Origin of the sequence: Caballeronia temeraria (assembly GCF_001544795.2) — a bacterium.
GTDB lineage: Bacteria > Pseudomonadota > Gammaproteobacteria > Burkholderiales > Burkholderiaceae > Caballeronia > Caballeronia temeraria.
The window spans coordinates 48,711-72,388 of the sequence record NZ_FCOI02000021.1 but is presented as its reverse complement, the minus strand read 5'-3'; the positions used below and the strand labels follow the sequence as shown (position 1 = coordinate 72,388).

Here is a 23,678-nt window from a genome sequence, read left to right as displayed (position 1 = left end):
GTTAATCCTTCCGCGTGCTGGACGAACCGGCAGGGAGATAGATCGCCTGGTCTTCCATGAACGCTTGCAAGCCTTCCGGCCCCCCCTCTCTGCCGATCCCCGATTGCTTGAAGCCGCCGAACGGCACGTTGGGCGCCATCTCAAGCGCGTTCACCGAAACGTTGCCGGTTTTGATGCGACGCGCGACCGCGTAACCGCGCTCAACGTCGCTCGTGAACACCGTACCGCTTAGACCGAAGTCGGTATCGTTCGCGAGTGCCACAGCTTGATCTACGTCGTCATATGCGATGATCGAAGCGACGGGGCCAAAAATTTCTTCGCGGGCGATCGTCATATCGGCTGTGACCCCCGCGAACACCGTCGGTTCGACGAAGAACCCGCGTTCATATTGAGCGCTGCGCGCCCCGCCCGTCGTGATCTGCGCCCCTTCTTTGCGCCCCGAATCGATGTATCCGAGCACCCGGTGAAGCTGACGGTGACTCGCGAGTGGGCCAATTTGCGTCGACATGTCCCAGGGGTCCCCGACCTTCAGAGAGCCAATAACTGCGCTATACGCTTCGACGAACTCCCGTTCGCGTATTCGCGGGACTAGGATCCGCGTTTGTGCAAAACAAATCTGGCCGGAGAAAGGCATCGTGAACGGCGCGAGGGCGGCAAGCGTCGGATTCAGGTCCGCATCATCGAGAACAATGGCAGCAGATTTTCCGCCCAGTTCGAGCGTCACTCTTGCGAGCCGGTCGGCACAGGTTTTCGCAATCACTTTCCCTGTCGCTGTACTTCCGGTGAAGCTGACCTTGTCGACTTCCCGTTTAGCCACAAGATGCGCGCCACCGTCTGCGTCTGCGATGATCACATTCAGTACGCCCGGCGGCAGGCCCGCCTCGTGCGCGCACTCTGCAACGACGAGCGCGTCGAACGGTGTTTCTGGCGGAGCCTTGACCACAACCGTGCATCCTGCAGCCAGTGCCGCGCCCAGCTTATAGGAGAGGATAGGAAGTTGCGCGTTCCACGGCGCAATCAGCGCGGCAACGCCGACGGGTTGCCGGATAATGCTGGCCGCTCCATTGCGCGTGGGCCGGTTCTCCTCGAAAGCGAAGGTTGACGCGAGGTCTGCGTAGTAGTCAAGCATCGTCGTCGCGGTGGGTACGAACATATCTGCGAACCAGACTGGAGCACCGACTTCAGCGGTCCAGAGGCGCGACAGGAGCGGCAATCGGGACGCGAGCAAAGCGGACATCCTTCGCAGGTAGGCTGCCCGATCGGGTCCACTCATGCGCGGCCAAGGTCCGGTATCGAACGCTCTTCTCGCGGCACCGACAGCATTATCAACATCCTCCGCCTTCGCAACAGGGACGGTCGCAAAAGCCTGTTCGGTCGACGGCGCCACGACCGAAACGGACGCATCGGAGCTCGGTCTCACCCACTGCCCATCGATGTAAAACCCAGACAGCAGGTGAGGAGCCAGTTCGGATGTTGGCTCGAACGGAAAGGTAGGCATGGGTTCTCCAAATATTCACAGCGTTTTGGTGGCCGAATACAATGCCGGCATCTGTTTGGGGTGCGACCTAAAAGCGATGCCCGTAACTAATGCCAACGACCTCGGTCCGCGTTCGTAGGCTGAATCCGGTACTGGCGCCTTCTCCGGTTACGGTGACGGGAAATCCATATTCGAAGACTCCACTCACTTCATCAGTTTTGTTGAACCGGTACGTCGTGCCGACGGAAACCGATGTTGAAACTGGCATCGCGGAAAGCAGATTCTGCGCGACCACAGAGGGACCGATCGGATGATTGCCGCGCGACAACCCCGTGCGCAATGTCCACCTCGAATCGACGTCCCACGCCGCGCCGAGGCGGAAGAAGTCCTGGTTTTGCCAGCCGAATCCTTCCGCGGAGCCTATTACCGTGTTGGAAAATTCCATATGCAACCAGTCTGCCGCCAGCGTCACGCTTGGTACGATCTTGTAGGCGATGCCAAGTCCGTATTGAGCGCCAATATCGATTCGGCCACCTCCGCCAGCGAGCAAATCGTCTTTATAGCCGGCCAGCTTACTCATCCGGATGCGAGAGGCGTAGCTTGCGCCAAAAGTGAACGCAGGTACGGGATTCCAGATGTAGCCGATGCGCGCACCGTAACCGAACGCGTTTGACACGCCATGTGAAGGCAACGGCTGAAGTGTGCCATCGCCCATGGGGACGATTGCGCCGTTGGCGGAGAAGCGCTGGTAGGCGAGCGCGAGACTGAAGCCAACGATGCTATGCTCTGTAATCCTGTACGTTACGGTCGGTGCGGCGACGGCGGTCTGCAAGCTGGACTGGGCCACCCCCGCACCGGCAATCGGGAGGGCCGGTCGACCATAGCTCGTGCCCACGCCGACCCCGAACAGGGACACGCCAAACGTCAGCCGCGGTGAAATTTGCCAATTCGCGCCGCCGCCAGGCACCGCATATACTTTTCCGCTATGCAGCGTGTTCGACGTGCTGCCGTACTCGAAATCTGTCAGCGGCTCCAGGAACTGGACGCCAAAGTCTGTCCGCGATCCGACTAGTCCCATGCCCGCAGGATTGTCAGCCGCGGCCGTACTGTCTTGGGGAAATGCGATCGAGGTTCCAGCCATACCGGCGGACAGCACATTTGAGCCACTCAGTGCGATGCCGTCAACTGCCGATGCATACTTAACAGGCAGCATGGTAAGAGCGGTCGCTATTAGCGTGCGTACGCAACCGGTCCTGCCGAATTGCTTCGACATCGTTGTCTCCAATTTTTTTAGTGAGTTTTTTCTAACGGCTAACTACGAGTTGTACAGCCACTATGTCGCGACGGTCAGGGCAACCCTCGAGTAACGTCATCATTTAAGTTCGTCAACTAGCGTGGTCCCAACGCTAGCCCTTGGCGGATGGCTCGACGTATCCGCCGGGACCGCGAACGGCTTTTATGACTGGGCGAGCTAGACGTCGCACGACGTTAGCCGTTCGACATCGAATGACACCGCAGAAACACCCCTCGAAATGAGCCGCGTCCTACGGCCGACCATGACCTGTGGCGACGGTGCGGACTTTGTCCATGAAAGCTGACGTCCGCAAAGGCGCCGTCGACTGCCGTCCGGCGGCCGCGCAGCGCATTGGCCGACGTCGCTTGAACCGCATGCGCTGAGACCAAACAGCACCCCGCATGAGCCGTTGAGTCGCAAGTCGATGGTTCATCGCGGTGAGTAACAGCCAATCCGGCCGCCGGCGGCCGCATAGTCCTTTCGGACCTCACACCTCGCCAATCTCTAAACATGTCTGGCGGTCCCGTCGGAAACGAGCAGATGAGCGCGTTCCGGAAAACAAAGCGGCCGCGCCTCAGTCATTCAATTTCTCGGAGCGCAGACATCGCCAGGCCCACGAGCGCTACGATATAGAGATATTGGGTCCAAATACATCGTGTAGTCTGCATATCTGCTATACACGCCGAGTAGGGAAGCGGACAACGAATCTATCCCGTTTGATCAGGTCGCGTCACGGCCCGAGGATTACATGAACCACGTTGCGTTCCGCTGCTCTTTCAAAATCGCCGTTCTCTACACGACAACCCGTTCCCGCGAGTGCGGTGGACCGTAGAGACCCATCTTGGCCATCTTTGTGGCCGTCGGCTCACCGGCTGCGTTTCCGGTATGTTGAAGGGACCATCGTCCACGCCTCAGTGGCTTAAGCATCCTGCTGTCAATTTTTCTCGGTTGACGTTCGCAGAGGCATGGCCGTAACCGACATTACTGTGGACTCGAATCGCGTCACGATTGGTTATCGCTCCCGACGCACGGCTACAAGCGGTGTGCGTTGCAACCGAAGGCGCGGCGTTCAAGGAACTGCGAAACACGGCGATCGTGGCGCTATTTCTCGCATCAGGGGTCACGGCCGCCGAACTCAAGCAGTTGCGCGTCGACGACCGCGATATGCATGGCGAGCGCCCCACTGTCTTCGTCGACAAGCATGGTCCTCGTATCGCACGGCGGGTGCCGATCGAATCTTTCTCGGTCGACGTGCTGCGCCGCTGTCACGAAGCGCGGAGCCGGATTCATCGCCAACGCAATGGCTGTTCATAGCCACTGCGGCGGCAAGCCGATGCTGCCGGATACGATGCTGAAATGTGTCCGCGTAGCGCTACGCTGTGCGGACTGGTCGGCGGCCGACGAGAGCCCGCGCTTACTCAGAAACACGTTCGGGCGACGGCATATCCTCGCCGGTAAGACCAACGAGCAAGTGAGCAATCTCATGGGCTTGTCGAGCCATCGCACGGCGACTCGCCTTCGTCAAACACTTGGGTCGTGCGAGGTGTCCGAAGCAAAGGCTTAGTGGCTTGCGGCCGGCGTCGGGAACGAGGGCGATCGGACGTTATACCGCGCTTGTCCCTGTCACCTGGTCCGTGCAGGATCAGTACGTTGATCGGAATACCGTCAGTGCGTCAACGCTTGCCAGATGCTTTGTCATGGTCTTCCTGCGAGCCCAAACGACCGTTCGACTCCGCGCGTCGAGCGGGCGCACGCGTCCCGCTGGAACCACCCCTCAGCCATTTATCGACGGCTATATAGCGGGCGGGTGAGAACTCGACCGATTCCTCGACCGCTTTCGCTGTCTGTATTTGTCGCGCGATCTCGGGAGGGATTTCACCACAGGCGATTAACACGCCCTTTCCGTTAATCGCCCGCTCGATCGTCTTTCCGCGAAAGGAAAGACGTACGCGAAACGAGGGCTGCTCATCCGCGTCTGGTGAGTACGCAACGTCGAGTGTCGAATCCGCAAAATCGGTCCACAGTTCGGCGAGTCTAGGGGTCTCACTGCGCGTCAGCTCCGATGCACGGTCGAACCCATCATTCACCTTAGTTATCGAGCGTCTGTCCGGGTCAATCAGGTAGCACAGAAACATGTCTCCTCCGGCAGTTGGAGGTCATCGACGAAAACCAGCTTTGAGTTCATGACTTTCGTCGAATGGCTTGCTGTCCGGCCAAGGAACAGAGCCATGGTGTCGGGAGGCGCAATACAGCGCGCCGTGGTGCTGACCGCCGCTTTAAGGATAGGAGCAAAAAAGAGCCCCGCGCGGCTTTCGCGCTCACAGACCAAAATTAAGATAGGAGCCGAAGCGCAGACTCGTGGACGGAGCCGGCGAAGGGGCGAGCCGTCCGTCACATGTGCCTCCCGCTAGGCTCGAAGTGACCGGTGAGAGGTTGCGGCCATAGACGGTCGCGTTGGACTTGCTATCGCAAATTGCTGACAATCAAGGCATCGTATCCCCGTGTGTTGGCAACAGGATCCCTGTAATGTCCACAACAGGCATGCTTGGTTGAGGTTCCCGCAGCAGAGCCGGCCGTGGCGGACCTCCGGAGCCGTTACGACGCCACTTCCAGTTTGGGTGTCCCGGCGCATATCACCGTCCTATTCCCCTTCATGTCGCCCGACGAGATTACCTCCGATGTGCTTCGCGAGGCACAGGGCGCGTTGACTGCCGTGAAGCCGTTTGAATTCTCGCTTACGAAGGTCGGGAGGTTCCCGGTCACTAGCTATCTCTGCCCAGAACCTCCAGAGCCCTTCAATGCCTTAACGAATGCGCTTGTTGGGCGCTTTCCAATGTTCCGGCCGTATGGGGGCGCACACGGCGACATCGTCCCGCATCTGACTGTCGCACACGGAGACTCTGAACGCGCAGATTCCGCCGCAGTTGAATTGGAACGGCGGCTAAGCATGCTGGATCCGATTCGAACGTGGTGTAGCGCTGTAACGCTACTGGAGAACTCATCCGGTCGCTGGAAACGGATGCATGTAATCGAGCTTGGAGCCCGCAACGTGCATACGCTTGGATAGCGGTGCAGGCTGCGTCGAATTCGACGATTCGCCATGAAGCAATCTTAAGTCGATAGCCATCCGACGCCGTGCGGCCATAACCGGCATAAGCCGACGGTCGATTGGGTTACCGGTCCGCCGTTCAGGCGTCGGCTGCTCCTCCGCGACCGGTCGTTCGACTGTCGGAGAACGGTGAGACTACGCGTTTGCTGCTCCGATCGACGTCTTTTTCCTGATATAGTTGCCGCTGGCTGTCGTCGCCTGCCGCGCGCGCCCCTCCGGGGCATGACAAAGACGATGTTTAACCGCACCCACCCCATTCAATCGTCGTTGTTTTCGATGGGCGGTCCGCAAAGCGTGCACCGGATGTACCGCCCAGGAGAAGACAATGGACACTCAGCAGTTGAAGCTGCTGGCTGCGGTCGTCCGCGGCCTTTTGCAGCCGTCGCACCCTTCCGTTAGCCACGGGCAATCGCTCGACCTCATCGCCGCGCTCCCAGGGCTTCGTAACTGGCCCGAGGTAATGGCGTTTCCGGATCGCGTCGCCGCAACTGAACTGGACACCGCAGCAACCGGCCGCTTGGCGTTCCGACTGAAAAAGCGCTTCGCGGTGGACTGGTCGCCGCAGGAACTGCTCGCAGCCCTGTTACCGCCCGGCTCGGTCGTCAGCCGAAGGGCTCCGCAGGTCTGGCCAGCGGGCCCCGTTCCCGGCGTCTACATCACCACCTCGCAGGATGCTATCGACGCCCTGCTGGAGATTTACGAGGACGCCACCGACGGCGCGGTCGTCTACGCCGAACGTGCGGGCAATCAGTGGGCCGGGAGCATCGATCTGGGTGAGTACGGCCTATGGTCGTCCGGACTGGACCGGGTGCCCAGCGGCACGCTGCTCATCGTCGGGCCGTTGAAATTCGACCAGCAATCGTGGAACGACGCGGGCGAGCGGCTCGAGATGGCGTGCAACCATGCCCTGAACTCTGGGCATCGCATCGCCGTACTTGTTGACACTCCCACACCGGAAACCGTTCACCAGGATGTTCAGCTCCTTGTGACGTCGCGTCCGGACCACACGGATGACGACACGGCGTTGACCGGTGTTGTTACGGCCGATGGGGAACTGGAACCGCGCACGCCGTTCGCGCGCCCCTGGCCCCGCATTGAGCTTGTGCCTTCCGCGACCACGCCCGACGCTTTCCCAGCCTCGATCATGGGCCCGCTTAGCGAGGCCCTCGCCGGGAAGACGAGCGGCCTCTTGCTGTTCGGGTCGGGGACCATCGACGAGCACCCAGCCATCCACCTGGTGGCAGCATCGCTCGCACTGACCGAGCACGCGGGCCCAGCGGCTCGTGTCATGCCCCGCCACCGCTCCACTCCGTCGAAGGATTGGGACGTGCCGGAAGCGATTCGCGCGCTGCCTTTCCTCCCATCGATCGAGAGCGCCTACGCCCAAGGGTATCGCCGGATCATCTACACACCGTGCTATAGCCGTTCTGACCATTTGCTGGGCGCGAGCAAGGACGCGCTGTTGATCAGCGGTGCCTATGGCAGTGACCTCGCGCAGGTGTTCATGGCTTCGTCGCGCTACGGTGGTGCAAAGGACGAGGAAAGCCTGCTGAGCCGCATTGTTGCCATTGCCGCCACTGTCGATATCAGAACCAGCAGCAACAGCACCGCGTCTGTCGCAGATCTTTACATCGCCAACGGGCGGGCCCTCGGAACCCCAAAGCGCTTCAGGGAGGCCGACGAGTTCATGACCGCCCACCGCCTCGTGCGTTGGGAAGACGAGCTGACACGCCTGCTCGATGCGGGGTCGGTCACGCACGACGCCGTCAAGGAAGCGTTCCCGCGCAGCCATGGGATAGACGCCTTCCTGGCTGACCACGCGGCAACACGTTCGGGCCAAACAGCGTAAGGCGAAAGGGGCGCGGCCTCTTTGGCCGACGCCCCTCCAGTACCCACGAGCGGCTCCATGGACGTTGGGTGATTTCTAAACCGCCGGCGGCCTTTCATCCGCCAGCGCGAACAACGTCGGCTGCGACCGGCCGCCTCGGGCAGTAAGCCGGCCGCTTCCTACCGCTCGCCCAGCCGTCTAGTGGTCACTCGGCTGGCCGGTCCACTCCGAAACCCGCTGGTTGTTGCACGCGCGCTCGGTCGGCCTTTGCTGACGTTCGCCGTTTCGCTAAAAAGCGGCTCGTCGGGACCTGACCGAATCGCCAGGCGCAGTCACGGTTTGGTTTGGCCTGCCTTGCGCACAAACGTCCGTACGCCCCCGTTATCGGGCCTCCGAGTGCTCCACCGGGCGTTGGAAGCCACCACGCTTGTCATGCCCTTGAGACATGCGCTCATTGACAAAGGTACAAAGATTGGTACAATGATCCCGTTGCACTGTTCAGCAGACACAGCATCTTTCACTGTCCGGAAAGTGTCTGCTGTAGCGAGCCTCCGGCCTGACAATGATCTAATACTTGAAACTGATCCTGACGCCGCTTACGAAAATTGAACTGACACTGTCAAAGCTAAACGACTACTGATCTCGATACTGATACTTCTGGCGCTAATTTAACTCTCTATTTAACGATGACTATTGCCGGGATCGGACAGGATCCCTTGGAGCTCTTGATGAACATCCTGACTTTCAGCGAGGCGCGAGCCGGCCTGAAGCAGGCGATGGACGACGTTTGCCGGGATCATGAGCCTGCTGTGATCACCCGGCAACGCGGAGAGCATGTGGTATTGATGTCGCTTGACGACTTCAACAGCATGCAGGAGACCTTGCGGCTGCTTGAATCTCCTGCCAATGCGAAACGGCTCAGCGAGTCTATCGCCCAATTCAATGCTGGCAAGACCTCCATTCGAGGTTTGAGCAATGAACCAGCAGAAAAAGAAGGCCCGGAACAAAGCCGAGGCCGTAAGCGCAGTTAAGGTTGCGTGGTCTGACCACGCATGGGATGACTACCTGTTCTGGCAAAAAACCGACATGGCAGTCGTCCGCGAGATCAACGGTTTGCTAGAAGAGATATCGCGCGATCCGTTTCGAGGAACCGGCAAACCGGAGCCCTTGAAAGGAAGTCTTACTGGCTTCTGGTCTCGCCGAATCACCAAAGGCGATCGCTTGGTGTACGTGGTTCAAGCCGGTGTAATTCACGTGATGCAATGCCGCTATCACTATTAACTAATGAAGGGCACCGGAGACAGTGCCCTTTTTTATGGCTTAGGGATTTTTCGAGCGTGCATCAAACGCGCAGAGGAAGTCAAGGTGCTGCGCAACGATATCCGAAACGCCGACAAACACTCGGCCGCGATACGTCCGCTGTACGTTCGCGACCGGCCATCGACGTAGCAATGACGCGAACGTCGCGTGTGAGTCGGCAACAGCCGGTGCCGCTCGACACATCGGCGTCTGCGCGGCTATGTTGTTGAACGGAGATAGGCGTCCAGCATCTCCAAATGCATTTCACAGATTTTCTGCCGGTCAGACCAATGCGCATAATCGCGACCGGTGAACGCGTTGATAGTGAAGCGGTTCGAAGCGATGTAGTAGCCCATCCCAACTAGCGTGACGTAAAAATCGAGCGGATCGATTCCGCTACGAAACTGTCCTGCATCGGCTCCCCGCGCAAGAATCGACCTGACGACTTCAACCACTGGCGAGATCGTCTCGCTGAGTTTTTGTGAAGACTTCAGGTACCGGCCCTGATGCAGGTTCTCGTTGTTGATCAGGCCGATCCATTCGGGGTTGTCCCATAGATGCGCCCAGATGGAGGTTGCGAGCGCTGCCATCGCCTCACGAGGCTGCAGGCTGCTCAGGTCCAGTTCGCTCTCCTTCTCCGCGTAGTCTGCGTACATGGACTCCAGCACGGCGACGTAGAGGAGTTCCTTACTGCCGAAGTAATAGTAGAGCATTCGTTCGTTCGTACCGGCGACCTGGGCAATTGCGTCGGTCCGCGCGCCGGCTAGTCCGAACTTGGCGAACTGGCTTTTTGCCGCTTCGAGAATGCGGCGACGAGTCCCCTCGGGATCACGCTTGACTACTGGCTTAGGCGGTTTGCTGTCCATTTTTTGTCGGTCAAATTAGCGGCGGCATATGGCTGCTCGACAGCATTATGAACGCCACATCGCACCCTCGATCGGTTTGCCGGCTTCCCTTGACTTCACTGGCCGTTCCGTAGGCTCGGTAGTGAGTCGTGACGATGGTGTCGCGGCAGCTAACGGAGAGAGCATGGCGTATCTAGGAAAATTCAGAGACATCGTCTACGCGAATGAGAAACGGGAGCCTCGAGTCGCGACTTACCGCTTGGTGCTACTTGAAGAAGAACCCACAGCGGCTGTTGTGATTCACCTGCATCGTAAGCACCACGCAGGAACCGTTCGCCTTGCGCGAGAGCAAGAACTCGACGTCGTCATCGGCCGCATTGTCGGCCAAGAGCTTCGGGGCATTCGCGTGGACCGCACGCGTGTCGTTGTCGAGACAGACCGGCGTTTCACTGAATACTCGCTCGACTTTAATGCGGCTGACCTGCCGACCACTCGGCCGTCTGCCGAACCATGGACGCCCCCCGTTGTCTCCGTAGAGTCACGCGACATCGTCGGCGGCAGTCTACCCATCTTCGTGGACCTAGCAAGCGCGCGCCCCGTCGACGTGGCTGCTGAAGGTTCTGGACCGACGGTCCAGATAAGGGCTTTTCGGCAAACCCTTAAGAGTTTCGTGGCGCGGCCGCTATGACGTCATCTACCGCTGAGCAACAGTTTTAGGGAGAAGGGATCTGCTGTGCCGCCGAGATTTATAGAAGCAGGAAACGAGATAAGCCTCGCGCTTTTGGACATCGAGTTTGATGTATTCGAGCAGTACCAGACGAAAGAAGACCGCATCGACGCGCGTCGCGCCGTACATGAGCAGGTGCGGCAAAATTACGGATTGGCGAGCGCTCGCGAGGCGGTTCGCTGTCGCGAGATCAGCGCGTTGGTTGCAAACCGACCCGCGATGATGCATCTCTTCGACTATGACGAACTGAAGGCGATGGTGATGCTCAGGGTGAAGCCGGCACTCGTCGACCAGTTCATCGCAGCAAAACGAAGGGCGTCGTCGTTTGGCTTACCGGAAATTCTTGGGTTGGCTCTCCATGCGAAAGAGCGTCACGATTGGGGCTGGGACTAGGAGCGTCGATGCAACGATATGCGGTCGGAGAATGGGAATCGCTGTGGGCCACCGAGCCCTACATGAAGCACCGGTTCGTGCTCGATCTGGAGTCGCGCACCGTAATCGCCGGCGAAGACCGCGTCCGACGTCACTGGTGGTCGATGCGTCTTGAGCACGTCGCCTATATGCAGCAACTTCTCGACGAAACGTTCGATTCGATATGGGACGAGCCGGAAGAACTCGGCTTTGTTCGTCAGGACTGGATTCCATCATGGGCGACAAAAGCGTGGCCGTGGCCACCATTGCCCGAGGTCCAGGACGTCGAGAAGATGCTGGACGGTTCAGACCTGCCCTTCGAGCGCGACGAACACGGCTGCATCATCTTTCCGCCTCGCTTCATCGCCGGCGGACGCAAGTAGCGGCAGCGAGCGCGGCGGCCGCGTCGGCACCGGTCGGTCGAACTTGCGGCACACTGCTTCTTTTCGTTGGAAGAGCGATCGGTGGCCAAGGCATACAAACCCACGGCGGAACAGGAAGCCGTCGTCGAAGCCGCAAAAGGCGGTGGCGATCTGAAGGTCAAAGCGTATGCGGGCGCTGGAAAGACTTCGACGCTTCGGCTCGTCGCTCAGCAGCTCACTGGCCGGCGCGGTAGCTATCTGGCGTTCAATAAGGAGATCGCGGACTCGGCGCGCCGAGGCTTTCCCGCCAACGTCTCAGCCCGCACCGTCCATTCGCTCGCCTACGCTAGCACGCCCGCGTGGCTGACCGCGCGCATCAATCTGCCCGCGGAGCCACCGCACGAACTCGCCGCGCGATATGGGGTCGGTCCTATCGAAGTGCCGACCATCACGGGAAAGAATGCGGAAGTCGCGCCGTTCGAGATCGGCCGGATGATCGCAGACGGTCTCGGCCGCTTTTGTCGGTCCGCTGACGACACGCCGCAGCCCTTCCACATACCGGTCGATGAAAAGATCCGCGACGATGCGGCCGACTGGCTGCGAGAGCAGCTCGCGCCCAGCGTTGGGCGGCTATGGGCGGAAAGCATCAACCCACGCGGTCTGAAGGCGATACAGCCAGACGTTTATCTGAAGGTGTGGGGCCAGTCCAATCCGCGCATCAACGCCGACTTCATCTTGTTCGACGAAGCCCAGGATAGCGATGGGATCATGCTGTCCGTTCTTGCCCAGCAACGGCATGCGCAAAAGATCTACGTGGGCGATCCGTATCAGCAGATTTACGAGTGGCGCGGCGCCGTCAACGCGATGGCGCAGATCGCTGCGCCCGAACGGCCGCTGACCGAATCGTTCCGTTTCGGGCCGACCTTCGCAGGACTCGCGAGTTGTGTGCTCGCACTGCTTGGGGAATCCACCCCGATCCGCGGCCAGCCGACCATCGGCTCGATCATGGTCGAAGATCCGTCAGTGCAGCCGCCCGTGGACGCGGTGCTTTGCCGGAAGAACGCGACCGCAATCTGGCAGTTCGCGGCGGGCATTGAGATGGGACACCGACCGGCGCTTCGCATGAACCCGAGCGAGATCATTGCCTTTGCGGACGGCGCCGATCAGTTGCTCAACGGAAGACGGGCTTTCCGCCCAACGGCCCTATCGCTATTCGAGAACTGGAAAGAAGCTCAGGCTTTCGCGCGCAGCGCTGTCGGGCGCGATTTGCTGCCTGTCGTAGAGATCGTCGACGATCGCGGCACGGATTACTTGCGCGCGCTCGCTCAACGTCAGACGCCGGAGGGCCAAGCTGACTATGTCATCTCGACCATCCATCGGGCGAAAGGACTGGAATGGAAGCGCGTGCGGATCGTCAACGACTTCCGCTTCAAGATGGTCGACGGCCGGCTGACGTTAGACGAGGACGAGATGCGGCTGCTGTATGTCGCACTTACGCGCGCGCAGCATGTGCTCGACATCTCCGATGTTCGTGACGAGCTGCTTCGGCTTTTCAACGTGCCGAAGGCCGCTCGCGGATAAAACGCTCAGGCCGCCTTTGCCTGCAAGGCGGCGTCGCGCTCGAGCGCGGCTTTTGCGGCCGCCTTGGTCTTACCTGCTCGTGACGGCGGCTGGCAGATGCCACACACCATCGAATGCGACGGCTCATGGGCGTGCGCGACGAACTTGCCGCGGCAACGCGTGCAACCCGCGAGACGCAGGATGCCGGCGTCCTTGAAACGGATGAAGGTCCACGCGCGCGTCAGGTCCATCTGCAACGGCTCGCCGATCATGTCGAAGTGCTCGGCATAGAGCGAGTACGCACGAGTCAGCAGATCCACGCGGTCCAAGCCTTTGCTGTTCGCTTCGAGAAAGGCGTAGACGTTTGCGAACATCGACGTATGGATGTTCGGCGCCCACGTCAGATACCAGTCCTCCGAGAACGGCAGCATGCCCTTTGGCGGCGATGCGCCCTTCACTTCTCGATAGAGACGAATGAGCCGTTCACGCGAAATCGTCGGGATTTCCGATTCCAGCACTTGCATGCGAGCGCCGAGCTTGATCAGCGTGATGGCGCGCATGACTTGTGCCGCTTCGTCAGCGAGGCTCTTCGAAGGCGTGGTCGTGGTCATCTTCAGGCCGCCATAAGGACGTCGTTAGCGACGGGCGACGCCACAACGTCGTGGCTGCGACCGGCGAGGCCCGCGAGCATCGCATCGGTGCTCATGCGGAAGAAGCACAGCACTTGCGACGACGATGCGAGTTTCAGCGTCTGTTCCGGCGAGAGTTTCAGAAGCATGTCCGCCGTATCCACCGAGAGACCCAAGTGCGACTGTGCCGCTTCCCGGTCCGATGCCAGAATGCGCTGCGCGAGCGCGAGGTACGACATGTTCAGTTCGCGGATAGCACTGAGATCGGAGGTGGTGTTCATAGCGGCAGACCAGAGAGTAATTTCGACTTGCTCGTCGCGCTGTCAACGAAGGCGCGAATGAGTTGTCTGATCACAAATCCGACTTTGCAACAATTAGTTACACAGGGTAAACGTTTGCGGGAGGCAGTCAGTCTTTTCGCAATCGTTAGCGCGGAATAGGATTCTTCTTCTGAACGCCACCTCCACACACAGAATATTCTCCTTTCCGGTGATCTGTGTGCTGTCTGCTGTCATGCTTTTTCACTCGCGTGAGCACAGTCCTCTTCGTGGCTGTTGGAAATGTAAAGCGCCCGAATAAGTAACCGATACCGATTCGGCAATCAAGACTGACGTTTCCATGCGACAAGCTTACTCGCGCTGCGAAAGTTGTTGCGCTCCTCTGGCATACCAAACCGCTGTCCTTCCTGTAGACTACTGTACAAACATACAGTACGGCGTTGAACATGGGAGCGTTGGCCCTCGAAGACCTTCATCCATCGATCTGGCGCGGCTCGCAGCTGGCCTCTGCTCGCGTGAACGTCGTGCCGTGTGGCTCCGAGACGCTCGCCGCAGAACTGCCGGGCGGCGGTTGGCCCAAAGGCGCGCTGACCGACCTGCTGGTGCAGCAGCCGGGCGTTGGCGAAATGCGATTGCTGCTGCCGGCGCTGAAGGCTGTCGCCGGACGGCGCATTGCTTTCGTGCAGCCGCCTCACCGCTTTCAACCCGAAGCAGCGGCGTACTGGGGTCTGTCTGAGACGTCGATCAACGTCGTGCGCGCTCAGAAGACCGCAGATGCGCTTTGGGCGGGCGAGCAGATTCTTCGCGCGGGGACGTTCGGCGCACTGATCTTCTGGCAAACGCATGTTCGACCGGAAGCGCTACGCCGCCTGCACCTTGCCGCGCAGACGAGTGAGTCGTTGTTCTTCATGGTCCGGCCGCTCGCTGCTGCGAGCGATACGTCGCCTGCTCCGCTTCGCATTGCTGTACGCCCCGCGCGCGACAGCGTTTCATTGGAGTTCGTCAAGCGCCGCGGCCCGGCGCGTGATGAGCCGCTTGTGGTTGAACTGACTCATTCGCCTATCCTGTTGAATCGCCATGCTAGTGTGGATCGGCGTGTATCTGCCGCACCTCAGCCGAGAAGTCTTCCAGCCGAACTGGTCGTCCACGAGTGAAGCCGGCTTCGGTCCGGGCCTAGTCGTGCTCGACCATGAGCGTGTGGTCGCACTCGATCATATGGCGCACGAGGCCGGTGTCCGCATGGGCATGCGCAAAGGCGGCGTTCTCACGCTCGCGCCCGATGCGCGCATTCACGACAAAGACGAGTTGAAGGAGCAGCAGGCCGTCGCGGACGTGGCCACCGCCCTAATGCAGTTCAGTCCGCAAGTCGCCATCGCCGAGGAGCAGACAGTCTTGGTCGACGTGTCGGCGAGCTTGCGCTTATTCGGCGGGGTGCGCGCGCTCCGACGCGCGGTTTGCGCCTCGCTCGCGGCGTTTGGCTTCACTGTCCGCATGAGCGTCGCGCCCACCGGCCAGAGCGCGTGGCTCATGGCCCGCTATCGCGGCGGCCGCCGTCTGTCCATCCGCTCGCTGATGCGTCAATTGCCGCGCTTGCCCGCCTTGCTGGTGTTGGAAGCTCGACGCTATGCCGACTGGTTCGATGGCCTCGGATGCACGAGCGTGGCGGACCTACGGCGCTTGCCGCGCGCCGGTCTGAAAAAGCGCTGCGGTACCGCGCTGCTGGATACGCTCGATCGCGCCGTGGGCGAAGCGCCCGAACTCTATGAATGGGTACAGACGTCGCCGTCCTTCAACGCACGAATCGAGTTGCCGGATCGCATCGAGCATGCGGAAGCTGTCCTCTTTGTCGCGCGGCGGCTCATCGTGCAGTTGACCGGTTGGCTCGCCAGCAAGCAACTGGCGCTCACGCGTTTCTCAATGGAACTCGAACATGAGCGCGGGCGCGCGGCGTTGCCGCCAACGACGATTGAGGTAGCGCTCGCGGAACCCACGTGGCACGAGGAACACCTCACGCGCTTGCTGAAAGAGCGGCTTGGGCGCGTCGAGCTGGCGGCCGCGGTCATCGCCGTGCGCCTCGAAGTCAATGACGTCGAAGCGGCCGAGCCGCCGTCGGACACGCTATTTCCCGAGCCAGGCGGCAGCGCGGCCGACCATAACCGGTTGATGGAGTTGCTCGTCGCGCGTCTTGGCCACAAGAACGTGTTGCGCGCCGCGCCCGTGGCCGATCATCGGCCCGAGATCGTTTCGAACTGGGTGCCGGTGTCGAGCGACGTCAAAGGCTGTCCGCTGCCCGGCGATCAGCCGCGCCCTTCATGGCTGCTGGAGACGCCCATCCAGTTGATGACGCGCCAGCACCGGCCGTTCTATGGCAGTCCGTTGCGCACGGTTTCGCCCGGTGAGCGCGTCGAAGCGGGATGGTGGGGAGGCGAGCTCGTCACGCGCGACTACTTCGTCGCCGAAGCCGACGACCACACTTGCTACTGGATCTACCGCGAGCGCGTCGGCAGCCGCGCCGAAGAAGATCCACGATGGTTCCTGCACGGCCTGTTCGGGTGAAGCGATGGACGTGTACTCCTCCATGCTGCCCGGCTATGCCGAGTTGCAGTGCTTCTCCAACTTCACGTTCCTGCGCGCCGCCTCGCACTCGGAAGAACTGATTCTGCGCGCTGAGCAGCTTGGTTATCTCGCGATCGCCATCACCGACGAATGCTCACTCGCCGGCATCGTCCGCGCGCACGTCGCCGCCAAGGAAGCAAATATCCGGCTCATCGTCGGCGCGCATTTCCAGTTGGCCAACGCCGACGGCACGCCTGCCCTCGCCTTCACGGCGCTGGCCATGAACCGCAATGGCTATGGGAACCTGTCGGAACTCATCACGCTCGCGCGCACGCGCACGTCGAAGGGCACCTACCTGCTGAGGCCGAACGATCTGGCGCGGCCCGAAGCGCCGCACGAACATCTGAAGGGTCTGCCCGACTGCCTCGTCATCCTCTCGCCCGAATATCCCGCAAAGGAAGAGCGACTCGATGCGCAGATGGAATGGCTCGCCCGCACGTTCGAGGGCCGTTGCTGGGCGGCGCTGACGCTCCACGCCCGCGCGATGGACGATATCCACCGCGGCATCGTCGAGTACGTCGCCGACCAGCACGGCGTACCGGTCGTGGCCACCGGCGCTGTCACCATGCACGTGCGTTCTCGCAAGCCGCTGCAGGATACGCTGACCGCCGTGCGTCTGAACCGGTCTATTGCCGAGTGCGGGTTCGAACTGGCGCAGAACGCCGAGCAACATCTTCGCGCCAGGTTGCGGCTCGCGAATCTCTATCCCGAACGGGCGCTGGCCGAGACGCTGACGATTGCGAATCGCTGCTCCTTTTCGTTGGATGAACTGCGATACGAGTATCCCGACGAGCTGATCCCGGAAGGCACCACACCGACCGCCTACCTGCGACAGGAAACGTACATAGGCGCGCATCGCCGCTTTCCCAAAGGCATCCCGCACAAGGTGCAGACGCACATCGAGCACGAACTCGCGCTCATCGCCGAGCTTCGGTACGAGCCGTACTTTCTGACCGTGTACGACCTTGTGCGCTTCGCGCGCAACGAAGGCATCCTGTGTCAGGGGCGCGGGTCGGCGGCGAATTCTGCGGTCTGCTACTGCCTGGGCGTGACCGAGGTCGACCCCGCGCGCAGCTCGATGCTGTTCGAGCGGTTCATCTCGAAGGAGCGCGGCGAGCCGCCCGACATCGACGTGGACTTCGAGCACCAGCGGCGCGAAGAAGTGATCCAGTACATCTATCGCAAGTACACGCGTACCCGCGCGGCGCTCGCGGCCGCCGTCACCACCTACCGTCCGAAATCCGCACTGCGGGATTCGGGCAAGGCGCTCGGCGTCGATCCGATCATCGTCGACAAGGTAGCCAAGTCGCACCACTGGTTCGACTCCAGCGCGGATCTACTCAACCGCTTTGTCGAATCGCGCCTAGACACGTCGACACCCATCATTCAGCAGTGGGCGAGCCTCGCGTCGCAATTGCTGAACTTCCCGCGTCACCTGTCGCAGCACACGGGCGGCTTCGTCATTGCGCGCGGCAAGCTCTCGCGACTCGTCCCGATCGAAAACGCCGCGATGGTCGATCGCAGCGTGATTCAGTGGGATAAGGACGACCTTGAAGCGCTCGGCCTGCTGAAAATCGACGTGCTCGCCCTCGGCATGCTGTCGGCGATCCGTCGCACGCTCGACCTGATCGCCAAGCAGCGCGGCGAGCCATTTGAATTACAGGACATTCCGGCAGAAGATCCCACGACCTACGAAATGATTTGCCGCGCCGACACCGTAGGCGTGTTCCAGATCGAATCGCGTGCGCAGATGAGCATGTTGCCGCGCCTGCAGCCGCGCCAGTTCTATGACCTCGTGATCGAAGTCGCGATCGTGCGGCCGGGCCCCGTTCAGGGCGGCATGGTGCATCCGTACCTACGCCGGCGGCAAGGACTGGAAGCTGTGTCGTTTCCCTCACCCGAGATGGAAACGGCGCTGGCCCGCACGCTCGGCGTGCCGATCTTTCAGGAGCAGGTGATGCAGGTCGCGATGCTTGCCGCAGGCTTCAGCGCCGGCGAGGCCGATCAGCTTCGTCGCGCAATGGCTGCGTGGAAGCGCAAAGGTGGACTGCAGCACTATTACAAGCCGCAAACACAAGACCCACATTACCGAGTCACGAGAAGTTCTCTATCGCTGGCACCCGTGGTTCGGTCGAACGGCCTGGATCTTCAACGTGGTCGAGAAGAATGGCGAGATCATTCTTCGATGTGCACTCGACCCTTTCGAGGCGACAGCGCGCGTATCGGAGATGCCGCAGTGGATGTTTGACCCGGTTATCTGCCGTCACATCGGGTATTCAGTATTGCCAGTTGCAAACTGCGAGGCGCTACGTGATCTGAAGCGCCTGTTGACCGATAAAACTCTTGCCTCACAACTCAATGTGGTACAAGCCGAGCACCGTCCTTTGTCCTTTACAGGAGGAGCCGATGCGACGCGTTCCGAACCCCCATCCGAGCGATCAACCCGATCTGTTTCAGCCTTGTCCGGAGACGCCCGCGTGGGCGCATCTACCGGTGGAAGTGCGGCAGCAGACAGTGCGCCTGCTGGTGCAACTACTGCGGCAACACCGACGCGAATTGCACGTCGCGGCACGCGAACAGGAGGTGTGCGATGAGTGACAAGATTCGAGTTCAACATCTGGATCGCAAGGCCGTGCTGTACGTTCGCCAGTCGTCCGCGTACCAGGTCAGCCACAATCTCGAGAGCCAGAAACTGCAGTACGCGATGCAGGATCGTCTGCGCCAGTTGGGCTGGAAGGAAATCGAAGTGATCGATGAGGACCTGGGCTGCTCTGCGGCCGGCACGGAGACTCGCACAGGTTTCGAACGCATGGTGGCTGAAGTCTGTCTTGGGCGCGTTGGAGCGGTGGCTGCTCGCGAGGTATCAAGGTTTGCACGCAACAGTCGTGAGTGGCAGCGACTGGTTGAGGTGTGCCGCGTTGTCGATACGGTGCTGATCGATCAGGAGACCGTATATGCCCCGCGGTTAAGCAATGACCGCCTGCTGCTTGGACTGAAGGGCAGTCTCAACGAATACGAACTGGATCTGCTGCGTCAGCGTTCGCTGGAGGCGCGGCGCGAGAAAGCCCGACGGGGTGAACTCGTCATCATCGCGCCGGTCGGCTATCGCAAGACCGAGGATCAGCGCCTCGAGAAGGTTCCGGACCTGCGCGTGCAGGAAGCCATCGGGTCGGTATTCCGTCAGTTCCTCGCAATTGGCTCGGTCAGGCAGACCCTGCTATGGTTTCTGGAACATGATCTGCTGTTGCCCGCATGCACACCGCGTGGCGAGATCCACTGGAAGCGACCGTCTTATGGGACCATACACCAGATCCTGACCAACCCGGCGTATGGCGGCGCCTATGCGTATGGGAAGACCGAATGTACCGTCCACTATGAGGCGGGAGAGCCGCGCAAACGCGATCGGCGCAAGCCGCGAGACCAGTGGCTTTCGCTCATCCCCAATGCTCACGATGGGTACGTTGATTGGGACGAGTTCGAACGGATCCAGCGCGCCATTCGTGCCAACGTGCGTATGGGCGCACACGCCGGCGCTCCGAAGAACGGCGAGGCACTTGCCACGGGTCTGTTGAGGTGCCGGCGATGCGCGAGCAAGCTCACGGTACACTACACAGGTAGCCGGCATGACGCCCTGCGCTACAGCTGTCATCGCGCGTGGCTGGACAAGGGACTGCCCCGTTGCATCGCATTCGGTGGCACGCGCGTGGATGCGGCAATCGCCCAGGCCGTCCTGCGGGTAGTCCAACCTGCAGCAATTGAGGCAGCTATCGTGGCTCGTGAAGAAGAAGCCCATAAGCATGACGAAGCACTGACCGCATTGCAGCGTGACCTGCAGGCGGCTCGTTACAACGCACACCGTGCGCAGAAGCAGTATGACACTGCAGATCCCGAGAACCGGCTCGTCGCCGACGAGTTGGAACGCCGATGGAATGATGCACTGCTGCGTGTGGAAGAATTGGAGTCGCGTATTGAGCAGCGCTCGCACGTATCTGGCCAGATACCGCCTGTTCAACCCGACGAATTCAACGACCTTGCCGCAGCGCTCGAATTGATATGGCCGCAGGCTGACGCCCGCCTGAAGAAGCGCATCGTGCGAACCCTGATCCATGAGGTTGTGGTTGATCTCGATGACGCGACCAGCGAGATCGTGCTCGTCATCCACTGGAAGGGTGGCGTCCACACCGAGATCCGCGTACCGCGCCGACGTCGCGGCCAATGCGCCACCCAGACATCCCCTGAAGCGATTGATGCGGTTCGCCTGCTGGCTCGCATCTGCCCGGATCTGGTGATTGCCAGCATGCTCAATCGGAACGGACTGCGAACTGGACGAGGCAATTTCTGGACGCAGGAGCGCGTCACTGCGCTGCGCAGTCATCATCGAATTCCAGTCTATTCGAGCGAGCGGCGGGCAGCCGAAGGATGGATAAACCTCACCGAGGCATCAGCGCTTATCGGAGTAAGTCCCAAAACCCTGAGGCTCGCAGTCGAGCGCGGCGAGATCGCGGCGGAGCATCCGCTATCGCTTGGGCCATGGATCTTTAGTCGCGATTCCCTGAACACCCGCGCCGTCAATGAGTTCGTCGCGCGTACCCGCGCCCGGCGCACATACCCCACAATACCACCGGCACAACAGGGATCTCTAGATTTATCAACCACATAGCGAGGTTGGGCACTATGAATCACACTTGTACGACCGCATCGTGAACGGCATGCTCGATCGCGGCTACGACCGCGAGTTCGCTGAATCGATCTTCGCGCAGATCCAGGGCTTCGGCGAATATGGCTTTCCGGAGAGCCACGCCGCGAGCTTCGCCCTGCTCGTCTATGCAAGCTGCTGGCTCAAGTGCCACGAACCGGCCGCGTTCCTTTGCGCGATGCTCAACAGCCAGCCAATGGGCTTCTACTCGCCTTCGCAACTGGTCCAAGACGCTAAGCGTCACAAGGTGCGCGTGCTGCCAATCGACGTCACGATCAGCAACTGGGATTCTTTTTTAGAAGGCGATGGCTCGATGGCGTCGGTGCGGCTCGGCATGTCGCTCATTCGCGGCATGCGGGACGAGTCGGCCGCGCGCATCGAGGCCGCGCGAGCAGTGCGTCCTTTCGAGTCGGTCAATGATCTTGCCAACAGAGCACGGCTCGATCGCCGCGACCTTCAGCTGCTCGCCGACGCGAACGCCCTTTCCGCGCTATCGGGCAATGGGCGGGAGGCGCTTTGGCAAGCGGTGGCAGCCGTTCCCGACAAGGACTTGTTGCGCGCGACGACGCGCGATGAAGAACTGCCGGTACTGGCCGCGCCCAACGAGGCGCAGGAGATCGTCAGCGACTATCGCTCGACGGGCCTGACATTGAACCGGCACCCTCTTGCTTTGCTGCGCGAACGGCTCAGTGAGAAGAAGATCTTCGCGGCGTCGAAGCTCGCCACGTATCCAAACGGGCGGCTCGCCAAGGCATGCGGGATCGTCACCGTTCGTCAGCGGCCGGGCACGGCGAAGGGAGTCTTGTTCATCACCCTGGAAGATGAGACCGGCCAGATCAACGTGATCGTCTGGCCGTCGTTAGTCGAGAAGTTCAGAAAGGAAGCGCTCGGAGCCTCGCTGCTTGGTGTCTATGGTGTGTGGCAGAAGGAGGGCGAGGTAAAGCACCTTGTGGCGAATCGGCTCGTCGACATGACTGCCCTACTCGGCAACTTGGCGACGTCGAGCCGCAATTTTCACTGAACCTATTTGTGCCCACCGTTTATGCGGTATATCGTGTTGTCAACGTCTGCCTGGGCTTGCTTCAAGTGCGCACATAGACCTTGTGGTGCTTCCAAATCGCCGCATTTTACCTCGGCGATCGCCATCTGGATTTGTTCGTTCGCGGCGCGGGCAGCCGACAACAGCGACTCTTTTTCGTCGTCGGACGGTCGGTGCTCGCTGCAACCAGATGCGAACGCAGCAACGAGCGCAACGACGTAAGCAGTGGTTCTCATTGTTTTGGTTTTCCGGCGTCTTCGCGCAAGAACGTGGTCTTCGCTCCCGCTTGTGATGTGCTCGCTGAGCGACTGAAAAAAGACTTGGCGCTCCCTTTGCTAATGACATTGCGCGGTCGCAAACGAGCGCAGGCCAGCACCAACATTGTTGCCGAGAGCGGCCTGGCGCGTCGCGGAGCACTGGCCAGGACAGACCATGAGCCGGGTGGTGCCCAGCTTTCTATAAAACTTCCGGGATCCGCGGACCAGTCAACAATAGCGAAGGGCCTAAAGCTGATCGAACGGCTTTCGATCCAACAAACAGTCGATGAATGCACCGAGGAGCGCTGGTCGGTGCTGCCTACTCGGATAGTAGAGGAACAGCCCCGGGCGCGAAATTGACCAGTCCGCGAGAACTTGGACTAGCCGTCCCTGGGCCAGAAGCTCACCCACGCCATCTCGTTCAAAGTGATACGCAATGCCGAGCCCGTTCACGGCAGCAGCTATCCCGATGTCAGCATGGTTCGTGACGACGGGGCCGTCAACCTCAACTTCGAGTTGTTGCCCCCGTTTCCTAAACTCCCAGCGGTAACGCCTGCCATCCATCTGGAGCCGCCAGTTGATGCATGCATGCTTATGCAAATCGGCAGGTGATTTGGGAGTCCCTCGACGCGAGAGGTAGTCTGGGGACGCTACCGCAACCATGTCTAGGTCCGGCGTGAGGCGCACGGCCACCATGTCTTTCTCGAGTCGGTTACCCACACGGATGCCCGCGTCAAAGCGGCCAACCACGATATCGGCCAGCGCATCGTCGACCACGATGTCGAGAACCACGTCAGGGTGTGCTTGATGGAAACGTGAAAGCCGGGGCGCGATGATAGTTCTCGCCGCTATCCCCAGCGTGTTAATGCGAAGTGTGCCGCTCATCTGTCCCGTCGACTCACTGGCTTCAGCGACTGCAGCAGCCATCTCTCCAAACAACGGAGCTATGCGCCTGTACAGCAGCTCGCCACTTGCCGATGGCGCAACGCTTCGAGTAGTGCGATTCAGAAGACGGGCTCCGATGCGGCCCTCGAGCTGTCGGATGGTCTGGCTGAGTGCCGAAGCGGATAGGCCCAGATGCTCTGCGGCGCGCGCGAAGCTCTGTCGCTCCACGACGGCAATGAAGGCCTTCAACTCAGCAAAATCGGACCCGCGCATTATGCACCGTTATCTTCATTGACTGCACGCAATATACAGCGATTACCTAAATTATCGCAAGGGCGACGCCTGCAACTGTCTCCACCAAAGAGT

The 23,678-nt window shown here is 60.6% G+C and carries 21 protein-coding genes and 2 pseudogenes; 15 read left to right on the top strand and 8 right to left on the bottom strand.

From position 1 onward, the window contains the following. Nucleotide 1 precedes the first annotated feature (1 nt). Nucleotides 2-1,498 (bottom strand): aldehyde dehydrogenase, encoded by a 1,497-nt coding sequence (locus AWB76_RS26030; RefSeq protein ID WP_061162999.1) that lies wholly within the window; start codon nucleotides 1,496-1,498, stop codon nucleotides 2-4. Between the two features lie 67 nt (nucleotides 1,499-1,565). Continuing rightward, the gene (locus AWB76_RS26025) at nucleotides 1,566-2,750 is read right to left on the bottom strand and encodes an OmpP1/FadL family transporter (RefSeq protein ID WP_061162998.1); all 1,185 of its coding nucleotides are present in this window, start codon (nucleotides 2,748-2,750) and stop codon (nucleotides 1,566-1,568) included. Nucleotides 2,751-3,779: 1,029 nt separating this feature from the next. Between AWB76_RS26025 and AWB76_RS42295 the strand changes: the two genes are divergently transcribed. After that, nucleotides 3,780-4,085 (top strand): site-specific integrase, encoded by a 306-nt coding sequence (locus tag AWB76_RS42295; protein ID WP_244173453.1) that lies wholly within the window; start codon nucleotides 3,780-3,782, stop codon nucleotides 4,083-4,085. A gap of 359 nt (nucleotides 4,086-4,444) precedes the next feature. On the opposite strand, the gene AWB76_RS26015 is transcribed toward AWB76_RS42295, so the two are convergent. Next, nucleotides 4,445-4,906, bottom strand: a complete 462-nt coding sequence (locus tag AWB76_RS26015) for a hypothetical protein (protein ID WP_061162996.1) — start codon at nucleotides 4,904-4,906, stop codon at nucleotides 4,445-4,447. Nucleotides 4,907-5,316: 410 nt separating this feature from the next. Here AWB76_RS26015 and AWB76_RS39420 point away from each other — a divergent pair, with 410 nt between their 5' ends. From AWB76_RS39420 to AWB76_RS39415, 4 genes are all read left to right on the top strand, one after another. Next, nucleotides 5,317-5,838, top strand: a complete 522-nt coding sequence (locus AWB76_RS39420) for a 2'-5' RNA ligase family protein (protein WP_074171418.1) — start codon at nucleotides 5,317-5,319, stop codon at nucleotides 5,836-5,838. Between the two features lie 367 nt (nucleotides 5,839-6,205). Next, nucleotides 6,206-7,729 carry a hypothetical protein gene (locus AWB76_RS26010; protein ID WP_061162995.1) on the top strand — a complete coding sequence of 508 codons (1,524 nt, stop codon included), beginning with the start codon at nucleotides 6,206-6,208 and terminating at the stop codon, nucleotides 7,727-7,729. 707 nt (nucleotides 7,730-8,436) lie between these two features. Further along, a complete protein-coding gene (locus tag AWB76_RS26005) occupies nucleotides 8,437-8,739 on the top strand; it encodes a type II toxin-antitoxin system Phd/YefM family antitoxin (RefSeq protein WP_061163049.1) in 303 nt (100 codons plus the stop codon). After that, complete coding sequence (locus tag AWB76_RS39415) at nucleotides 8,684-8,989, top strand: Txe/YoeB family addiction module toxin (RefSeq protein ID WP_074171417.1); 306 nt, start codon at nucleotides 8,684-8,686, stop codon at nucleotides 8,987-8,989. The genes AWB76_RS26005 and AWB76_RS39415 overlap by 56 nt, the downstream gene beginning before the upstream one ends. A gap of 236 nt (nucleotides 8,990-9,225) precedes the next feature. Here the strand turns inward: AWB76_RS39415 and AWB76_RS26000 are convergent, their stop codons facing one another. Next, a complete protein-coding gene (locus AWB76_RS26000) occupies nucleotides 9,226-9,873 on the bottom strand; it encodes a TetR/AcrR family transcriptional regulator (protein WP_061162994.1) in 648 nt (215 codons plus the stop codon). A 163-nt stretch (nucleotides 9,874-10,036) separates the two neighbouring features. Here AWB76_RS26000 and AWB76_RS25995 point away from each other — a divergent pair, with 163 nt between their 5' ends. The 4 genes from AWB76_RS25995 to AWB76_RS25980 all read left to right on the top strand — a co-directional run bounded on the left by AWB76_RS25995 (nucleotide 10,037) and on the right by AWB76_RS25980 (nucleotide 12,933). Next, nucleotides 10,037-10,540, top strand: a complete 504-nt coding sequence (locus tag AWB76_RS25995; protein ID WP_157696224.1) for a hypothetical protein — start codon at nucleotides 10,037-10,039, stop codon at nucleotides 10,538-10,540. A 45-nt stretch (nucleotides 10,541-10,585) separates the two neighbouring features. Continuing rightward, nucleotides 10,586-10,972 carry a hypothetical protein gene (locus AWB76_RS25990; RefSeq protein WP_167357789.1) on the top strand — a complete coding sequence of 129 codons (387 nt, stop codon included), beginning with the start codon at nucleotides 10,586-10,588 and terminating at the stop codon, nucleotides 10,970-10,972. An 8-nt stretch (nucleotides 10,973-10,980) separates the two neighbouring features. Next, a complete protein-coding gene (locus AWB76_RS25985; protein ID WP_244173452.1) occupies nucleotides 10,981-11,373 on the top strand; it encodes a hypothetical protein in 393 nt (130 codons plus the stop codon). Between the two features lie 81 nt (nucleotides 11,374-11,454). Further along, a complete protein-coding gene (locus AWB76_RS25980) occupies nucleotides 11,455-12,933 on the top strand; it encodes a 3'-5' exonuclease (RefSeq protein WP_061162990.1) in 1,479 nt (492 codons plus the stop codon). A 5-nt stretch (nucleotides 12,934-12,938) separates the two neighbouring features. On the opposite strand, the gene flhC is transcribed toward AWB76_RS25980, so the two are convergent. Continuing rightward, complete coding sequence (flhC, locus tag AWB76_RS25975) at nucleotides 12,939-13,523, bottom strand: flagellar transcriptional regulator FlhC (RefSeq protein WP_045463915.1); 585 nt, start codon at nucleotides 13,521-13,523, stop codon at nucleotides 12,939-12,941. 2 nt (nucleotides 13,524-13,525) lie between these two features. Next, complete coding sequence (locus AWB76_RS25970; RefSeq protein WP_061136729.1) at nucleotides 13,526-13,822, bottom strand: flagellar transcriptional regulator FlhD; 297 nt, start codon at nucleotides 13,820-13,822, stop codon at nucleotides 13,526-13,528. Between the two features lie 443 nt (nucleotides 13,823-14,265). On the opposite strand from AWB76_RS25970, the gene imuA reads away from it, so the two are divergent. The 6 genes and pseudogenes from imuA to AWB76_RS25945 form a co-directional block, all read left to right on the top strand. Beyond that, the gene (gene imuA, locus AWB76_RS25965; protein WP_061163047.1) at nucleotides 14,266-14,973 is read left to right on the top strand and encodes a translesion DNA synthesis-associated protein ImuA; all 708 of its coding nucleotides are present in this window, start codon (nucleotides 14,266-14,268) and stop codon (nucleotides 14,971-14,973) included. After that, nucleotides 14,897-16,375 (top strand): Y-family DNA polymerase, encoded by a 1,479-nt coding sequence (locus AWB76_RS25960; RefSeq protein WP_074171416.1) that lies wholly within the window; start codon nucleotides 14,897-14,899, stop codon nucleotides 16,373-16,375. Before imuA ends, AWB76_RS25960 begins: the two co-directional genes overlap by 77 nt. A 4-nt stretch (nucleotides 16,376-16,379) precedes the next feature. Further along, nucleotides 16,380-18,497, top strand: a pseudogene (locus tag AWB76_RS25955) (error-prone DNA polymerase); the annotation flags it as partial. Between the two features lie 344 nt (nucleotides 18,498-18,841). Then, entirely contained in the window at nucleotides 18,842-19,033 is a 192-nt protein-coding gene (locus AWB76_RS41165) for a hypothetical protein (RefSeq protein WP_157696223.1), read from the top strand. Beyond that, nucleotides 19,026-21,095 (top strand): recombinase family protein, encoded by a 2,070-nt coding sequence (locus AWB76_RS25950; protein WP_061162989.1) that lies wholly within the window; start codon nucleotides 19,026-19,028, stop codon nucleotides 21,093-21,095. Before AWB76_RS41165 ends, AWB76_RS25950 begins: the two co-directional genes overlap by 8 nt. A 28-nt stretch (nucleotides 21,096-21,123) precedes the next feature. Then, nucleotides 21,124-22,152 (top strand): annotated as a pseudogene (locus AWB76_RS25945) (helix-hairpin-helix domain-containing protein); the annotation flags it as partial. A 2-nt stretch (nucleotides 22,153-22,154) separates the two neighbouring features. Here AWB76_RS25945 and AWB76_RS25940 read toward each other — a convergent pair. Continuing rightward, nucleotides 22,155-22,406: a hypothetical protein gene (locus tag AWB76_RS25940; protein ID WP_061162987.1), complete on the bottom strand. Its 252-nt coding sequence runs from the start codon at nucleotides 22,404-22,406 to the stop codon at nucleotides 22,155-22,157. 267 nt (nucleotides 22,407-22,673) lie between these two features. After that, nucleotides 22,674-23,585, bottom strand: coding sequence for a LysR family transcriptional regulator (locus tag AWB76_RS25935; RefSeq protein WP_061136731.1), 912 nt, complete (start codon nucleotides 23,583-23,585; stop codon nucleotides 22,674-22,676). Between the last annotated feature and the right edge of the window lie 93 nt (nucleotides 23,586-23,678).

Excerpts from the sequence above, each read along its gene's own strand:
- AWB76_RS26030 (WP_061162999.1), bottom strand. The coding sequence starts at position 1,498 with ATGCCTACCTTTCCGTTCGAGCCAACATCCGAACTGGCTCCTCACCTG.
- AWB76_RS26025 (WP_061162998.1), bottom strand. The coding sequence starts at position 2,750 with ATGTCGAAGCAATTCGGCAGGACCGGTTGCGTACGCACGCTAATAGCG.
- AWB76_RS26015 (WP_061162996.1), bottom strand. The coding sequence starts at position 4,906 with ATGTTTCTGTGCTACCTGATTGACCCGGACAGACGCTCGATAACTAAG.
- AWB76_RS26010 (WP_061162995.1), top strand. The coding sequence starts at position 6,206 with ATGGACACTCAGCAGTTGAAGCTGCTGGCTGCGGTCGTCCGCGGCCTT.
- AWB76_RS26005 (WP_061163049.1), top strand. The coding sequence starts at position 8,437 with ATGAACATCCTGACTTTCAGCGAGGCGCGAGCCGGCCTGAAGCAGGCG.
- AWB76_RS39415 (WP_074171417.1), top strand. The coding sequence starts at position 8,684 with ATGAACCAGCAGAAAAAGAAGGCCCGGAACAAAGCCGAGGCCGTAAGC.
- AWB76_RS26000 (WP_061162994.1), bottom strand. The coding sequence starts at position 9,873 with ATGGACAGCAAACCGCCTAAGCCAGTAGTCAAGCGTGATCCCGAGGGG.
- AWB76_RS25995 (WP_157696224.1), top strand. The coding sequence starts at position 10,037 with ATGGCGTATCTAGGAAAATTCAGAGACATCGTCTACGCGAATGAGAAA.
- AWB76_RS25985 (WP_244173452.1), top strand. The coding sequence starts at position 10,981 with ATGCAACGATATGCGGTCGGAGAATGGGAATCGCTGTGGGCCACCGAG.
- flhC (WP_045463915.1), bottom strand. The coding sequence starts at position 13,523 with ATGACCACGACCACGCCTTCGAAGAGCCTCGCTGACGAAGCGGCACAA.
- AWB76_RS25970 (WP_061136729.1), bottom strand. The coding sequence starts at position 13,822 with ATGAACACCACCTCCGATCTCAGTGCTATCCGCGAACTGAACATGTCG.
- imuA (WP_061163047.1), top strand. The coding sequence starts at position 14,266 with ATGGGAGCGTTGGCCCTCGAAGACCTTCATCCATCGATCTGGCGCGGC.
- AWB76_RS25960 (WP_074171416.1), top strand. The coding sequence starts at position 14,897 with ATGCTAGTGTGGATCGGCGTGTATCTGCCGCACCTCAGCCGAGAAGTC.
- AWB76_RS41165 (WP_157696223.1), top strand. The coding sequence starts at position 18,842 with ATGCGACGCGTTCCGAACCCCCATCCGAGCGATCAACCCGATCTGTTT.
- AWB76_RS25950 (WP_061162989.1), top strand. The coding sequence starts at position 19,026 with ATGAGTGACAAGATTCGAGTTCAACATCTGGATCGCAAGGCCGTGCTG.
- AWB76_RS25940 (WP_061162987.1), bottom strand. The coding sequence starts at position 22,406 with ATGAGAACCACTGCTTACGTCGTTGCGCTCGTTGCTGCGTTCGCATCT.
- AWB76_RS25935 (WP_061136731.1), bottom strand. The coding sequence starts at position 23,585 with ATGCGCGGGTCCGATTTTGCTGAGTTGAAGGCCTTCATTGCCGTCGTG.